Here is a 14,126-nt window from a genome sequence, read left to right as displayed (position 1 = left end):
GCAGCGCGTGCTCCAGGAGCGCTTCAGAGAACGTTGGGTTCGATTTCCAGATCGACGCCGAATCGCGCCAGCACATCGCCCTGGATGCGCTGCGCCAGGGCCAGCAGTTGCGCGCCCGTGGCACGGCCATGGTTGACCAGCACCAACGCCTGCAGGCGATGCACTGCGGCATCCCCGTCGCGAAAGCCCTTCCACCCTGCCCGCTCGATCAGCCAGCCGGCCGCCAGCTTGACCAGGCCATCGCCCGCCGGATAGCTGACCAGATCGGCGTGCTGCGCACGAATGCGCTCGGCCAGCTCGAACGACACCACCGGGTTCTTGAAGAAGCTGCCGGCGTTGCCCAGCTCGGCCGGATCCGGCAGTTTCTCGCTGCGAATGGCGCAGATCGCCCGACCGACATCGCTCGCCGTCGGCGCCTCGACCCCCATTTCGACCAGGCGCTGACGCACCGGGCCATAGTCCAGACGCAGCGCGGCCTGGCGAGCCAGGCGAAAACGCACGCGCAGGATCAACCAGCGCCCGGCCTCACGCTTGAACAGGCTGTCGCGGTAGGCAAAGGCACACTCGTCCAGCGCGAACTCGCGCAGCTCGCCACTGTGGCGATCCAGCGCGGTCAGCCCGGCGAACAGGTCCTTGACCTCCACGCCATAGGCACCGATGTTCTGCATCGGCGCAGCACCGACGGTGCCGGGAATCAGGCTGAGGTTCTCCAGGCCACTGAAGCCCTGCGCCAGGCTCCATTGCACGAACGGATGCCAGGGTTCGCCGGCCTCGGCCTCGACCAGCACCTGCTCGCCAGCATCGTCGAGAACCCGCAGGCCACGACTGGCCATGCGCAGCACCAGCGCCTCGACATCGCCCGTCAGCAGCAGGTTGCTGCCACCGCCGACCACCAGCAGGGGCAGGCCCCGTTGTTCGGCCAGGCTCAGCGCCTCGCGCACCTCGGCATCGTCATGCGCCTCGGCGAACAGCCGCGCACGCACATCGACGCCGAAACTGTTGAACGGCTTGAGCGACATATCGCTCTGCAGGTTGAGTGTCACAGGCGCCCCTTGATCTCGATCAGCAATGCATCGCTGGCCTGCTCGATCAGGTCCAGCACCTGCTCGAAGCCATCCTCACCGCCGTAGTACGGGTCCGGCACCTCGTCCAGGGCCAGGTCGAAACGACGCAGGTACAGATCGAGGTCGGCACGGGCGCCGGCCGGACGCAGCGCCTGCAGATTGCGCAGGTTGCTCTGGTCCATGGCCAGGATGAGGTCGAAGCGCTGGAAGTCCGCGGCCTCGACCTGGCGCGCACGTTGCGCCGACAGGTCATAGCCACGGCGCTGCGCCGCCTGGCGGGTGCGGCTGTCCGGCGCCTTGCCCACGTGCCAGTCACCGGTGCCGGCGGAATCCACCTGCACCTGCCCTTCCAGACCGGCTGCGCGCAGCTTGTGACGGAAGACGCCTTCGGCGGTGGGCGAGCGGCAGATGTTGCCCAGGCAAACGAAGAGAACCTTCATCAGACCCCCAGCAGGTGACGAACCCGTTCCAGGTCTTCGGCGGTATCCACGCCGGCGGCCGGCGCTTCCAGGGCGTCGGCGACATGGATGCGCACACCGTTGTAGAGCGCGCGCAGCTGCTCCAGGCACTCGGTGTCTTCCAGCCAGCACGGGCCCCAGGCGACGAAGTCATGCAGGAAACCGGCACGGTAGGCGTAGATACCGATGTGGCGGCGGTACGGCACGCCTTGCGGCAGCACGTCGCGGTCCTTGGCGAAGGCATCGCGCGCCCAGGCCAGCGGCGCACGACTGAAGGTCAGGGCCAGGCCGTTCTTGTCGGCCACCACCTTGACCACGTTGGGGTTGAACAGCGCCAAGACGTCCTCGATCGGCTCCGCCAGCGTGGCGATGCCGGCCTGCGGATTGGCCGCCAGGTTGGCCGCCACCTGATCGATGATCAGCGGCGGAATCAGCGGTTCGTCGCCCTGCACGTTGACCACGATGGCATCGGCGGACAATCCGAGCTGGGTGGCGACCTCGGCCAGGCGGTCGGTGCCGGAGTTGTGATCCTCGCGGGTCAGCAGCACCTCGGCGCCGAACGCGGTACAGGCCTCGACGATGCGGGCGTCGTCGGTGGCGATCACCACCCGGCTGGCCGAACTCTTCCGCGCCTGCTCCCAGACATGCTGGACCATGGGCTTGCCGGCGATGTCCTGCAGCGGCTTGCCTGGCAGGCGGGTGGAGGCGTAACGGGCGGGAATGACGACAGTGAAGGCAGCGCTCATTTACTTGTCCAGACGCTCGTCAGTGGTCAGGGTACGGGCTTCGCTCTCCAGCATCACCGGAATGCCGTCGCGAATCGGGTAGGCCACGCCGGCGCCCTTGCTGATCAGTTCGGTCTTGTCTTCGGAGAGCTGCAGCGGGCCCTTGCAGATCGGGCAGGCGAGGATGTCGAGCAGTTTGAGGTCCATGACGCAGTCCTTGGATGGGGTTACGAAGACCCCGGTATGAGACGGGTCAGCTCCGCATCCAGCCAGTCGACGAAGGCCTGCGTGGGCACGGCATCGACAGCCAGATACCACCAGTCGGCGGCGGCGAAGGCCCGGCATTTCACCGCATCCTTCTCCGTCATCAGCAGCGGCAGCGATGGCTCGAAGCTGAGCTGCGCCAGATCGTACTGGGCATGGTCGGCGAAGGGGTGCGGAACCGGCCGCCAGTTTAGCGCTTCGAGGGTGTTGAAGAAACGCTGCGGATTACCGATGCCGGCCACTGCATGCACCGCCTGCCCTGCCGAAAAATGCTCGAGAGCGACGCGCTCGCCGCTGGCCAGGTTGACCAGCGCACTGGGCTGCAGCTGGAAGGCGTAACCGTCGGCGCGATCCGCCTCGGCGCCGTTGTACAGCACCGCATCGACCGCCTGCAGACGCTCGGCAGGCTCGCGCAGCGGCCCCGCCGGCAGGCAGCGGCGATTGCCCAGGCCGCGCGCGGCATCGATCAGCACCAGTTCCAGGTCGCGCGCCAGGCGATAGTGCTGCAAGCCGTCGTCGCAGAGGATCAGGTCCAGCGGCTCCTCGGCCAGCAGCGCCCGCACGGCGCGACTGCGGTCCGGGTCGATCATCAGCGGCACATCCGTGCGCTGCACGATCAACAGCGGCTCGTCACCAGCCTGCGCCGCAGGCTGCTCGGCACGCACACGCCAGGGCAGGCTCGGCGGCGTGGCGCCATAGCCACGGCTGACCACGCCGACCCTGAGACCGCGAGCCCGGCAATGTTCGATGAGAAAGAGGATCAGCGGGGTCTTGCCGGTGCCGCCGACGGTGACGTTGCCCACCACCAGCACCGGCACGGGGGCGCGGTAGATGTCACCCTCGCCCGCCAGGAAACGCGCGCGCTTGCCCTGCACCACGCGGCGGTACAGCCACTCCAGCGGGCGCAGCAGCACCAGCGCCGGGTGGCCGCGGTACCAGGCCTCGAGCAAGCGATCGGCGGCGCTCAATCAGGGCGCTTCCTGTGCTTCCACCGTGGTCATGCGCAGGTGTGCGAAGCCCAGCTTGCCTGCGGCATCCATGGCCGTGATCACCGCCTGATGCGGGGTCTTGCCATCGGCGCTGATGATCAGCGGCAGGCTGTTGTCACCATCGGACTCTTTCTGCAGCGCCGCCATCAGGTTGCTCAGGTTGCTTTCCAGCAGGGCCTTGCCGTTCACCGAGTAGGCGCCGTCGGCAGCGATCAGCACTTCGACCTGCTTGAGCTCGGTCTGCTCCGGTGGCGTGCCACTGACCGCCTCGGGCAGGTCGACCTTGAGCTGGGTCTCACGGGTGAAGGTGGTGGTGACCACGAAGAACAGCAGCAGGATGAACACCACGTCGATCAACGAGGCCAGGTTGATCTCGACGTTCTCCCGCGGTTTGCGCCGGAATTTCACGCCTTGCCCTCGCCCAGGTCGACGTCACGGTCACCTTGCACCATCTCCACCAGCTTGATCGCCTCCTGCTCCATGCCCACCACCAGCTCGTCGACACGACGTTGCAGGTAGCGGTGGAAGAACAGCGCCGGGATCGCCACGATCAGGCCTGCCGCAGTGGTGATCAGCGCCTTGGAGATACCGCCGGCGAGCATCGGCGCATTGGCCATACCCGCGCCCATGAAGGAGCTGAAGATTTCGATCATGCCCAGCACGGTACCGAGCAAGCCGAGCAACGGTGCGATGCCGGCGATGGTGCCGAGGGCGTTGAGGTAGCGCTCCAGATCATGAATGACGCGGGCGGCGGCCTCTTCGATGCACTCTTTCATGATCTCGCGACCATGCTTGGAGTTGGCCAGGCCAGCGGCCAGGATCTGCCCGAGCGGCGAATGCTCACGCAGCTCCTTGAGCTTCTGGTTGTTCAGTTTCTTGTCCTTGATCCAGCGCCATACCTGGGCCAGCAGATTGGCCGGCGTGACGCGGGCGGGCCGCAGGGTCCACAGGCGCTCGGCAACGATACCGGCAGCAGCGATGGAACAGAGAATGATCGGCAGCATCATCCAGCCGCCAGCTTTGACCAGTTCCCACACGGTAGAGATTCCCCCTCGAAAAAGTGGCGCCACTCTAGCATAGGGTGGGTCACCCGCCGACCGCCGCCGTTCTCATTTTTCCCGCCAGAAGCGTGCCTCGCTTCGCAACCCGCGCGGTGCGAGCCACTTGCCCAGGCGCAGATGCAGCGCGCCGGCATACGCGGTGTCATGCACCGCCACGCCCGCCGCCCGGTAACGCGCCAGCACCTGCGGGTGCGGATGGCCGAAGGCATTGTGCCGGCTGCGCGTGATCAGCACGTGCTGCGGCCCGACCGCGTCGATGAAGGGCTGGCTGGAGGAGCTGCGGCTGCCGTGATGCGGAGCCAGCAGCCAGTGCGACGCCAGCGGGAAGCCCGATTGCACCAGTTCCTGTTCGGCCGCGGCATCGATGTCGCCGGTCAACAGCAAGCGCTCCCCCCCAGCCTCCACCTGCAAGACGCAGGAACGCGGGTTGCCTGGCGCCGCCTGCGGCCATTGCCACAACCTGAAGGTCACGCCATCCCACTGCCAGCTGCGCCCGGACTCGCAGGCCTCGGCAGCCAGGCTTCGCGCGAGACACACCGGCTCGCCACTGATGACCCGCGCCACCGGCATGCCCGCCGCCACGGCCGCCGCCCCACCGGCATGATCGTTGTCGGCGTGGCTGACCAGTAACAGGTCGAGTCGCCGGAGGTTCAGCGCACGCAGCGACGGCAGGACGATACGTTCGCCGCTGTCGAAGTCACCGAAGCGCGGCCCGGCGTCGTACAGCAGGCTGTGCTCGCGGGTCCGCACCAGAACCGACAAACCCTGGCCGACATCCAGGACCCAGACGTCGGCCTGCCCGTCCTCGGGTCCTTGCGCCGGTACCAGCAGCGCGGGCAGCAGCAGCGCCAGCCCCGGCAAGCGCAGTGGCACACCGGCAGGCAGCAACAGCAACGCGGCCCCCAGCGCCGCCAACGACCAGACCCACCACGGCAACTCGCTGGGCAGCCAGGCGGGCAACCAGCCGGCGATCAGGCCGAGCAGCACGAAGAGCAGCTGCAATGCCCCGCCGGCCAGCCACAGCAAGCCCTCGCCGAGCAGAGGCACCGGCAACAGCAGCGTACCGAACAGCGCCAGCGGCACCACCACAAGCCCTACCCAGGGCACGGCGAGCAGATTGGCCAGAGGCCCGCTGCTGCTGACCGGCAGCCCGAGGATCAACATCATCGGCAACAGGCCGATTGCTGTGGTCCATTGCGCACGCGTCAGCCCGTGCCACCAGCCCCAGGCACCCAGGCGACTGGAAAAGGCCAGCGCAAGCACGGCGACCGCCGAGAACGACAGCCAGAAGCCCGGCTGCAGGGACGCCAGCGGCTCCAGCAACAGCACCACCAGCAGGGCCGCCAACATTGGCCAGGCAGGGCCCAGGTGACGAAAGCGCAGGCGCCACAACAGCACCAGGGCAACCATCACGCAGGCCCTGCGCACCGGCACCTCGAACCCGGCCAGCAGGCCATAGACCAGCGCGCCGCCCAGGGCCAGCGCGCAGGCGCAAGGCAACCACGGCAGGCGCTGCGGCCAGGCACCGAGCCTGGCCAGCAGCGCCACCAGTCCGTAGAGGAAACCGGACAGCAGGGCGATGTGCTGCCCGGAGATGACCATCAGGTGGACGGTGCCGGTGTGCTGCAACAGACGCCAGTCCTCCGCCGTCAGGCCGGAGCCATCGCCGAGCACCAGTGCGGCAATGCCGCCCTGCCGTCCCCAGGCGGGCACCGCCAGCAGGCGCTGGCGCAGGGCGTCGCGCCAGCTGCCCAGGCCAGTGGCCGGGGCCAGGCGCTCACCCGCCTTGATCGTCCCCGTGGCGCCGATGCGCTGGGCCAGCAGCCAGGCTTCGTAATCGAAACGCTGCGGATTGACCAGGCCATGGGGACGCTTGAGATTGACTGCCAGACGCCAACGCTCGCCGGCCAGCACCGGAGGCCCGCCATACCAGGCCAGGCGCATCCTGGCGGGCAGTTCGGCACGCCGTGAACGGGCGTCCTGCAACTGGAAGCGAAGCACACCGTCGGCCGCTTCCGGCAAGCCGACCACCTGCCCCTCCAGCCACAGGGTGCGCCCATCCAGCGCCACGCCCAGGCGATCATCCAGTGCCCATTGCGCGGAGCCGCAGGCCCAGGCCAGCCCCAGCAGGAAGAAGCCCAGGGGATAGCCCCGCGAGCACAGCAGCGCGAGCGCGCAACCGGCCATGAGCAGCAGCACCCCGGCGGACGGCAGGCCCGGCAGAAAGCGCAACGCCAGCAAACCCAGGGCCAGCGCCAACATCCCTGTACGCATCGAGCCTCCCTGCTCGTCGAGCTCAGCCGAGCGCATCCGGCGCTCAACTTAGGTCACAATATGGAAACGCTGACGATGACGAATCCGTGCATAATATCGGCGCTTTTGCCTGCCCAGAGACTCTTCATGCCGCGTCGTTTATTCAAGCGCTACTTGCCCAACCCCGACAGTATCAAGGGTAACAAGTCCCTGCGCTTTCTCGGCAAGCTCATCCACGACCCCAATCTCTGGCACCTCAACCGCCATTCGGTCGCCCGTGGCATGGCCATCGGCCTGTTCTGGGCGATGATCCCCATGCCCATGCAGATGCTGGCCGCCGCTGCGGTGGCGATTCCTCTGCGGGCGAACCTGCCCATTTCCATCGGCCTGGTCTGGCTGACCAACCCGATCACCATGCCGCCGGTGTTCTACTGCACCTACAAGTTCGGCGCCTGGCTGAGCAACTCACCCGCCGTGCGCATGCCCAGCCACCTCAGCCTGGAGTGGATCACCGCCGAGCTGTCGATGCTGTGGAAACCGTTGCTGCTGGGCTCCTTCGTGGCGGGCCTGATCCTCGCCGTGCTCGGTTACGTGCTGACCATGGCGTACTGGCGCTGGTGGGTGCAGCGCAGCTGGCGCAAACGCCAGGAACGTCGCCGCCAGCAGCAGTAACCTCAACCAGGCGCAGCATGGTGCCAGGAGACGGATACGCATGAACGAGCCGGGCTTTCGCATACGACGCCTGAGCGGATTGGGCGTGGAGATCGTCGAGGCCGACTCCGACCGCAGCTTCGCACGCCATATCCACGAACAGTTCGGCATCGGCCAGATCCTCCAGGGCGCCCAGCGCTCGGCCAGCGGCCGGGGCCAGGTACAGGCGCAAGCCGGCGACCTGATCTCGCTCAACCCTGGTGAAGTCCACGATGGCGCACCACTGGGTGGCAACGCCCGGCGCTGGCGGATGCTGTACTTCGAGCCCGAGCGGATCGCCCAGGCCTTCGCCGACATGGCCAGTGACGGCGGCCCGACGCCCAGCGAACTGGCCTATCCGGTGCTGCGCAAGCGCCAGGCCAGCCATGCCTTCGCGGCGCTGTACCGGGCCATCGCCCAGCCTGGCATGCCAGCGGCGCAACTGGCCGGCGAGCAGACCCTGCCGGTGCTGCTCGCGCACCTTCTGGAACAGCGTCCGGGCAAGCCTCTGGCCGCCGGAAACGGTGCCAGCCGAGCCAAGACGCTGATCGACGACGACCCCATGGCACCCCTGACGCTGGCGCTGCTGGCGGAACAGGCGCAGCTCAGCCGCTTCCAGCTGGTGCGCGCCTTCTCCCGCCTGACTGGACTGACGCCCCACGCCTACCTGCTGCAACGACGCCTGCTCAAGGCGCGCCAGCTGGTGGCCACCGGCCTGCCCCTGGCCGAGGCTGCGGCCACTGCGGGCTTTGCCGACCAGAGCCACATGAGCCGCCACTTCGTGCGCTGCTTCGGCTTCACCCCAGGACTGTACGCCCGCCCGGGACGCTGAGCCCTCTGCAATTTCGTTCAAGATCGTCCGGAACACGACTCGACAGACTGCGGGCTCACTCGTCACAGGGAAAGCCCCATGCACAGGCACGATCGCAACACAGGCCCGAACGACCAGGGAGGGCCTGCGGCATGAGCCTCGAATTTCTTCTCACCTCGCTGCTGGTGGTGGCCTCGCCAGGCACCGGCGTGGTCTACACCATCGCCGCCGGCCTGGCACAGGGTTGGCGCGCCAGCCTGGTAGCGGCCTTCGGCTGCACCCTGGGCTGCGCGCCACATGCCTTGGCCGCCGTCAGCGGGCTGGCCGCCCTGCTCTACGCCAGCCCCCTGGCGCTGCAAGCACTCAGCTACGGCGGCGCGCTCTACCTGTTGTGGATGGCCTGGGGCATGTTGCGTGAACAGGGTCCGCTGCAGCTGCAGGCGCATCAGGGCGCACGTTCGAACGCCACGCTGATACGCTCGGGCGTCGCGCTCAACCTGCTCAACCCCAAGCTGTCGATCTTCTTCCTGGCGTTCCTGCCGCAGTTCCTCGAGCCAGGTCAGGCGCATGCCATGCAGCACCTGCTGACACTCAGCGGGCTGTTCATGGCAGTGACCTTCGCCGTATTCAGCGTCTACGGGCTGTTCGCCGCAGCGCTGCGCCAGCATCTGCTGCAGCGCCCGGCGGTGCTGCGCACGCTGCGCTACCTGTTCGCCGTCGCCTTCGCCGTGCTGGCGCTGCACCTGGCTGGTTGGTGGTGAGACGGCCTCACTCGTAGCGCAGGGCTTCGGCCGGCTGCACCTGGGCGGCGCGCCAGGAGGGATAGAGCGTAGCAAGGAAACTGAGCAGCAGCGCAGCGGAACAGATCAGCGCCACGTCCAGCCACTGCAACTCCGAAGGCAGGCTGCTGATGAAATACACGTCGGAACTCAGCACCTGCTGCCCGGCGAAGGATTCCAGCCAGGCCACCAGCGCACTGACGTTCAGTGCGGCCAGCACGCCGAACACGGTGCCGAACAGGGTGCCGACCAGGCCGATCACCGAACCCTGCACCATGAAGATCGCCATGATCTGCCGTGGCGTGGCGCCCAGCGTACGCAGGATGGCGATGTCGCCGCCCTTGTCGGCGACCACCATGATCAGCGTGGCGATGATGTTGAACGCCGCCACGGCGACGATCAGCAGCAACAGCAGGCCGATCATGGTCTTCTCCATCTTCATCGCGCTGAACAGGCTGCCCTGGGTGTGGGTCCAGTCATCGGCGCGGTAGCCACTGCCCAGCTCGGCCACCAGTGCCTTGGACACCTGCGGCGCCTGGTAGAGGTCCTTCAGCGCCAGGCGGATACCCGGCACCGTGCCCTCCGGCAGGCGCTGCATGCTGGCGGCATCGGCGACATTGATCAGCGCCAGCGAGCTGTCCAGCTCGGCGCCGACCTTGAAGATCGCCGCCACGTTCAGACGCTGCATGCGCGGCGTGACACCACCCGGTGCGCTGCTCAGCTCGGGAATGATCAGCGTCAGCTTGTCGCCGACCTGCAAGCCGAAACGGCGCGCGGTGATATCACCGATCACCACGCCGAACTCGCCGGGCTGCAGGTTGTTCAGGCTGCCCTGGCGGATGTGGCCGGGCAGGATCGACACCTTGCCCTCCTGCGCCGGATCGATGCCGTGAATCTGGATCGGCTGCATCACCCCACGGTGCGAGAGCATGCCCTCCAGCTCGGCATAGGGCGCAGCAGCCAGCACCTGCGGATTGGCCATGGCCTTGTCCGCCAGCGCCTGCCAGTCGGCCACCGGCTGCTCACCATAGAGCATCGCGTGCGGCACCATGCCGAGGATGCGCGAGCTCATTTCCCGCTGGAAGCCGTTCATCACCGAGAGCACCACGATCATCGCCAGGACACCCAGGCCCAGGCCGATCATCGAGGTCAGCGAAATGAAGGAGATGAAATGATTGCGGCGCTTGGCCCGTGTGTAGCGAGCGCCGATGAAGATACTCAGCGGACGAAACATCAGATGCTCACCAGTTTGCCGTCCTGCAGGCTCAGCACGCGATCCATCTGCCGGGCCAGCTGCATGTCGTGGGTCACCACCAGGAACGCGGTGTTGGAGTCGCGGCTCAGCTCGCGCATCAGCTCCTGGATACCTTCGGCGGTGTGCTGGTCGAGGTTGCCGGTGGGCTCGTCGAGCAGCACCAGGCCCGGACGGTTGACCAGCGCGCGGGCAATCGCCACACGCTGGCGCTCGCCGCCGGACAGTTCGGCCGGCTTGTGATTGAGGCGATGGCCCAGACCGACGCGTTCGAGCAGCTGGGTGGCACGCTCACGCGCCTCGGCGATCGGCGTCTTGCCGATCAGCAGCGGCATGCAGGCGTTCTCCAGTGCGGTGAACTCCGCCAGCAGGTGGTGGAACTGGTAGACGAAGCCCAGGGCGCGATTGCGCAGCAGGCCGCGTGCCGTCTCGCTCAGTGCCGACAGCTGCTCGCCGGCCAGCCAGACGCTGCCCTCGCTCGGCGTATCCAGGCCACCGAGCATGTTCAGCAGGGTGCTCTTGCCCGAACCGGAGCTGCCGACGATGGCGACGCGTTCACCGGCCAGCAGTTCCAGCTCCAGACCATCGAGCACGACCACCGACTCGGGGCCCTCGTCGTAGCGCTTGCTCAGGTTGCGGCAGCTGAGCACGGCATTTTGCTGTTTCATGGCGTTCTGACTCATGGATTCACTCATAACGCAGGGCCTCGGCGGGCTGGGTGCGCGCGGCGCGCCAGGCCGGATACAGGGTGGCGAAGAAGCTCAGCAGCAGCGCCGCGGCACAGACCATGACCACGTCGGCGCTCTGCAGTTGCGAAGGCAGGTAATCGATGAAATAGACATCGGCGTTGAGAAACTTGATGCCCAGCAGTTTCTCGATGGCAGCGATCAGGCTGCTGACATTCAGCGCGGCGACGATGCCCAGCAGCGCACCGATGAGGGTGCCGACCACGCCGATGACCGTGCCCTGGACCATGAAGATGGCCATGATCTGCCGTGGCGTGGCACCGAGGGTGCGCAGGATGGCGATGTCGGCCTTCTTGTCGCTCACCACCATCACCAGGGTGGAGATGATGTTGAACGCGGCCACCGCGACGATCAGCAGCAACAACAGGCCGATCATGGTCTTCTCCATGCGGATCGCCTGGTAGAGGTTGCCGTGGGTGCGGGTCCAGTCGCGTGCATAGAAATCGCCGTCGAGGGTCTGGGCGATCTCCCAGGCGCTGCGTGGCGCCTGGAACAGATCATCGAATTTCAGGCGCAGACCCTGCACCTGGCCGGGCTGCCAGCGGTGCAGGCGGGCCAGGTCGCTGATGTTGGCCAGCGCCAGCGCGCCGTCGATCTCGCCGGCGCCGACATGGAAGATACCGGTGATGGTGAAGCGCTTCAGGCGCGGGAACATGCCGGCCGGCGTGACCGTCACCTCGGGCGCGACGAAGGTGATCTTGTCACCCAGCTTCACCCCCAGCTTGGCCGCCGCCTTGTCGCCGATGACCATGGCGAAATCGCCGGGGCGCAGGCTGTCCAGGCTGCCCTGCTGGAAGAAGCCGTCGATGATCGACACCTTGCGTTCCTGCTCGGGGTCGATGGCATTGATCAGCACCTTCTGCACCTTGCCGTCATGCGTCAGCAGGCCCTGCATCTGGGTGAAAGGCGCCAGCGCCTCGACCCGCGGATGCTGCTTGACCTGGCTCGCCAGGGCCTGCCAGTCGCTGACCGGCGTCGCCGACTCGATGGTGGCATGGGGGATCATGCCGAGTACGCGCGTACGCATCTCATGGTCGAAGCCATTCATCACCGACAGCACCAGGATCATCACCATCACCCCGAGGGTGAGGCCGAGCATGGACGTCAGGGAGATGAAGGAGACGAAGTGGTTGCGTCGCTTGGCCCGCGTGTAACGCGTACCGATGAATACGAACAGAGGTCTGAACATGTCGGAGAGATTCGGGAGAAAGAAAAACGTCCTTGTGGCGGGGCCTGATCAGCGGCCTTACACTCAGAAACAAGTCAAAGTCCGCTGCGCAACGAGCCTGCTGCGTTGAAGTCGACTCGGGGCGCCGGTTTACCCAGGTAAACGGCACGACCTCGGCGACTCTCGCCTTGCATGCATCCAGCTCGCGAGACTTTCAACAGGGTCTTCGACCACCACTGCTTTCATGGGTTCGCCATGTCGACAAACGATGTAGATGATCGCCGCGAATACTATCGCATCGAAGATACGATCGCACTGGAATTCACCCTGCTGGCAGGCGCCGAAGCCCAGGCCAGCGACGAACTTCACGATCCGTCGCCGCTGTTCAACCTGCTCAGCGACCTGCACCTGATGGACTTCGAGTCGCAGCACCTGCTGCGTCACATCAGCGAGCGCGACCGCACCCTGGCCAACTACCTGAAGGTGATCAACAAGCGCATCGACCTGCTCGGCCAGGCCGTGGCGCAAAGCCTGCTGCGCGATATCGGCGCGCCCCGCCAGGTGTCGTTGTCCGAGGGTGGCATCAGCTTCAACCATGCCCAGGCCGTCGCGCCGGGCAGTCACCTGGCGATCAAGATGGTGCTGATGCCCCAGGCCCTCGGCCTGTTGCTGCGGGCCCAGGTCGTGCACTGCAGCCAGCGCGCCAATGGCCAGTACGAGATCGGCACGGAGTTCGAAGCGTTGACCGACGCACAGCGCCAGTTGCTGGCCCGGCATATCCTGCAGAAACAGGCTCTGGAACGTCGCCAGGCCCGCGAATGAACGCCGCCAAGGAATCCCTATGTACCGTCTTGCCCTGCTGATCGCCCTGCTCGCCCCCGTTACCCTTCACGCCGAAACCCTGGCCATTCCCGTCGGCAGCCAGGGCAGCGACATCGACGCCCGCAACCTGCCCAAGCTGGGCGAGTCCAAGCGCTCGGTACTGGAACGCTTCGGCCTCGCGGACGAGGAGCACAAGCCCGTCGGCCAGCCCCCCATCACACGCTGGGATTACCGCGATTTCAGTGTCTATTTCGAATACGATCACGTGATCGACAGCGTGCGCCATCACCAGCCGCACTCCCCTGACACTGCCAAGGAGCAACAGTGACTCTCATCTACGGCCATCGCGGCGCCAAGGGCGAAGCCCCGGAAAACACCCTCGCCAGCTTCCAGCGCTGCCTGGAGCATGGCGTCAGCCGTTGCGAACTGGATCTGCACCTGTCACGCGACGGCGAGCTGATGGTGATCCACGACCCGACCCTCAAGCGCACCACGGGCCTGCGCGGCAAGGTGGTCGAGCACGATGCCGCCGAACTGGTGAAGTACGATGCGCGCAAGGGCGGCCCGGGCTGGGTGCGCCCCTGCCCGATTCCGCGCCTGGCGGAGCTGTTCGAGCAATGCCCGTTCGAACACTGGCAGCTGGAGGTGAAAAGCGCCTCGAAAGTACGCTCGGCACGCACCGTACTGGCCATCGCCGAACTCGCCGAACGCTTCGGCCTGCGCGAGCGCATCACCATCACCTCCAGCTCGCGCGAAGTGCTCAAGGCCGCTCGCGAGCTGACTCCGCAGCTGCAGGTGGGCCTGGTCGCCGAGTACGCCTGGCTCGACCCGCTCAAGGTGGCGGCGCACTACGACTGCCACCTGCTGGCCCTGAACTGGACGCTGTGCACCCCGGAGCGCCTGCTCAAGGCGCAGAAGCAGGGCCTGCACGTGTCGGTGTGGACGGTCAATGAAGCCGCCCTGATGCGCCGCCTCGCCGACTTCGGCGCCGACAGCATCATCACCGACTTCCCGGAACTGGCGGTACAGACGCTGCGCAGCTGA

17 protein-coding genes are annotated in these 14,126 nt (G+C 66.7%); 6 read left to right on the top strand and 11 right to left on the bottom strand.

Features of this window, described 5'->3' with window-relative positions; genetic code table 11:
* Positions 1–23: 23 nt before the first annotated feature.
* The 8 genes from murB to E4487_RS11645 all read right to left on the bottom strand — a co-directional run bounded on the left by murB (position 24) and on the right by E4487_RS11645 (position 6,835).
* Complete coding sequence (gene murB, locus E4487_RS11680) at positions 24–1,043, bottom strand: UDP-N-acetylmuramate dehydrogenase (protein WP_175253403.1); 1,020 nt, start codon at positions 1,041–1,043, stop codon at positions 24–26.
* Positions 1,040–1,504, bottom strand: coding sequence for a low molecular weight protein-tyrosine-phosphatase (locus tag E4487_RS11675; protein ID WP_134676230.1), 465 nt, complete (start codon positions 1,502–1,504; stop codon positions 1,040–1,042). Before E4487_RS11675 ends, murB begins: the two co-directional genes overlap by 4 nt.
* Positions 1,504–2,268 (bottom strand): 3-deoxy-manno-octulosonate cytidylyltransferase, encoded by a 765-nt coding sequence (kdsB, locus tag E4487_RS11670; RefSeq protein WP_175253402.1) that lies wholly within the window; start codon positions 2,266–2,268, stop codon positions 1,504–1,506. Before kdsB ends, E4487_RS11675 begins: the two co-directional genes overlap by 1 nt.
* Positions 2,269–2,454, bottom strand: coding sequence for a Trm112 family protein (locus E4487_RS11665; protein WP_003245207.1), 186 nt, complete (start codon positions 2,452–2,454; stop codon positions 2,269–2,271).
* Positions 2,455–2,474: 20 nt separating this feature from the next.
* A complete protein-coding gene (gene lpxK / locus E4487_RS11660) occupies positions 2,475–3,479 on the bottom strand; it encodes a tetraacyldisaccharide 4'-kinase (RefSeq protein ID WP_134676232.1) in 1,005 nt (334 codons plus the stop codon).
* Entirely contained in the window at positions 3,480–3,908 is a 429-nt protein-coding gene (locus E4487_RS11655) for a biopolymer transporter ExbD (protein WP_037048577.1), read from the bottom strand.
* Positions 3,905–4,537: a MotA/TolQ/ExbB proton channel family protein gene (locus E4487_RS11650; protein ID WP_037048580.1), complete on the bottom strand. Its 633-nt coding sequence runs from the start codon at positions 4,535–4,537 to the stop codon at positions 3,905–3,907. Before E4487_RS11650 ends, E4487_RS11655 begins: the two co-directional genes overlap by 4 nt.
* A 72-nt stretch (positions 4,538–4,609) precedes the next feature.
* Complete coding sequence (locus E4487_RS11645; RefSeq protein WP_257229403.1) at positions 4,610–6,835, bottom strand: DNA internalization-related competence protein ComEC/Rec2; 2,226 nt, start codon at positions 6,833–6,835, stop codon at positions 4,610–4,612.
* A 126-nt stretch (positions 6,836–6,961) separates the two neighbouring features.
* Between E4487_RS11645 and E4487_RS11640 the strand changes: the two genes are divergently transcribed.
* From E4487_RS11640 to E4487_RS11630, 3 genes are all read left to right on the top strand, one after another.
* Positions 6,962–7,486 (top strand): DUF2062 domain-containing protein, encoded by a 525-nt coding sequence (locus tag E4487_RS11640; RefSeq protein ID WP_047589826.1) that lies wholly within the window; start codon positions 6,962–6,964, stop codon positions 7,484–7,486.
* Positions 7,487–7,526: 40 nt separating this feature from the next.
* Positions 7,527–8,336, top strand: coding sequence for an AraC family transcriptional regulator (locus tag E4487_RS11635; protein WP_175253401.1), 810 nt, complete (start codon positions 7,527–7,529; stop codon positions 8,334–8,336).
* Positions 8,337–8,467: 131 nt separating this feature from the next.
* Positions 8,468–9,076: a LysE family translocator gene (locus E4487_RS11630; protein WP_037048589.1), complete on the top strand. Its 609-nt coding sequence runs from the start codon at positions 8,468–8,470 to the stop codon at positions 9,074–9,076.
* Between the two features lie 7 nt (positions 9,077–9,083).
* On the opposite strand, the gene E4487_RS11625 is transcribed toward E4487_RS11630, so the two are convergent.
* From E4487_RS11625 to E4487_RS11615, 3 genes are read right to left on the bottom strand one after another with little or no spacing between them, the layout of a single operon-like run.
* A complete protein-coding gene (locus E4487_RS11625) occupies positions 9,084–10,328 on the bottom strand; it encodes a lipoprotein-releasing ABC transporter permease subunit (protein WP_047589828.1) in 1,245 nt (414 codons plus the stop codon).
* Positions 10,328–11,014, bottom strand: coding sequence for a lipoprotein-releasing ABC transporter ATP-binding protein LolD (gene lolD, locus E4487_RS11620; protein ID WP_371923236.1), 687 nt, complete (start codon positions 11,012–11,014; stop codon positions 10,328–10,330). The genes E4487_RS11625 and lolD overlap by 1 nt, the downstream gene beginning before the upstream one ends.
* A 19-nt stretch (positions 11,015–11,033) precedes the next feature.
* Positions 11,034–12,281 (bottom strand): lipoprotein-releasing ABC transporter permease subunit, encoded by a 1,248-nt coding sequence (locus E4487_RS11615; RefSeq protein WP_047589830.1) that lies wholly within the window; start codon positions 12,279–12,281, stop codon positions 11,034–11,036.
* A gap of 234 nt (positions 12,282–12,515) precedes the next feature.
* Between E4487_RS11615 and E4487_RS11610 the strand changes: the two genes are divergently transcribed.
* Genes E4487_RS11610 through E4487_RS11600 form a run of 3 tightly spaced genes read left to right on the top strand, consistent with a single transcriptional unit; the run spans position 12,516 to position 14,126 of the window.
* Positions 12,516–13,082 carry a PilZ domain-containing protein gene (locus tag E4487_RS11610; RefSeq protein ID WP_037049118.1) on the top strand — a complete coding sequence of 189 codons (567 nt, stop codon included), beginning with the start codon at positions 12,516–12,518 and terminating at the stop codon, positions 13,080–13,082.
* Positions 13,083–13,101: 19 nt separating this feature from the next.
* On the top strand, positions 13,102–13,410 hold the full coding sequence (locus E4487_RS11605) for a phosphodiesterase (protein WP_175253400.1): 309 nt from the start codon (positions 13,102–13,104) through the stop codon (positions 13,408–13,410).
* Positions 13,407–14,126 (top strand): glycerophosphodiester phosphodiesterase family protein, encoded by a 720-nt coding sequence (locus E4487_RS11600; RefSeq protein ID WP_037048598.1) that lies wholly within the window; start codon positions 13,407–13,409, stop codon positions 14,124–14,126. Before E4487_RS11605 ends, E4487_RS11600 begins: the two co-directional genes overlap by 4 nt.

It is taken from the genome of Pseudomonas sp. BMW13 (assembly GCF_013357275.1).
Taxonomy (GTDB): Bacteria; Pseudomonadota; Gammaproteobacteria; order Pseudomonadales; family Pseudomonadaceae; genus Aquipseudomonas; species Aquipseudomonas khazarica.
The sequence above is the reverse complement of the archived record's forward strand: the minus strand, read 5'-3'. Positions and strand labels throughout refer to the sequence as shown.

Coding starts and splice junctions, on each gene's coding strand:
- E4487_RS11675 (WP_134676230.1), bottom strand. CDS start 1,504: ATGAAGGTTCTCTTCGTTTGCCTGGGCAACATCTGCCGCTCGCCCACC.
- kdsB (WP_175253402.1), bottom strand. CDS start 2,268: ATGAGCGCTGCCTTCACTGTCGTCATTCCCGCCCGTTACGCCTCCACC.
- E4487_RS11665 (WP_003245207.1), bottom strand. CDS start 2,454: ATGGACCTCAAACTGCTCGACATCCTCGCCTGCCCGATCTGCAAGGGC.
- E4487_RS11645 (WP_257229403.1), bottom strand. CDS start 6,835: ATGCGTACAGGGATGTTGGCGCTGGCCCTGGGTTTGCTGGCGTTGCGC.
- E4487_RS11640 (WP_047589826.1), top strand. CDS start 6,962: ATGCCGCGTCGTTTATTCAAGCGCTACTTGCCCAACCCCGACAGTATC.
- E4487_RS11635 (WP_175253401.1), top strand. CDS start 7,527: ATGAACGAGCCGGGCTTTCGCATACGACGCCTGAGCGGATTGGGCGTG.
- E4487_RS11630 (WP_037048589.1), top strand. CDS start 8,468: ATGAGCCTCGAATTTCTTCTCACCTCGCTGCTGGTGGTGGCCTCGCCA.
- E4487_RS11625 (WP_047589828.1), bottom strand. CDS start 10,328: ATGTTTCGTCCGCTGAGTATCTTCATCGGCGCTCGCTACACACGGGCC.
- lolD (WP_371923236.1), bottom strand. CDS start 11,014: ATGAAACAGCAAAATGCCGTGCTCAGCTGCCGCAACCTGAGCAAGCGC.
- E4487_RS11615 (WP_047589830.1), bottom strand. CDS start 12,281: ATGTTCAGACCTCTGTTCGTATTCATCGGTACGCGTTACACGCGGGCC.
- E4487_RS11610 (WP_037049118.1), top strand. CDS start 12,516: ATGTCGACAAACGATGTAGATGATCGCCGCGAATACTATCGCATCGAA.
- E4487_RS11605 (WP_175253400.1), top strand. CDS start 13,102: ATGTACCGTCTTGCCCTGCTGATCGCCCTGCTCGCCCCCGTTACCCTT.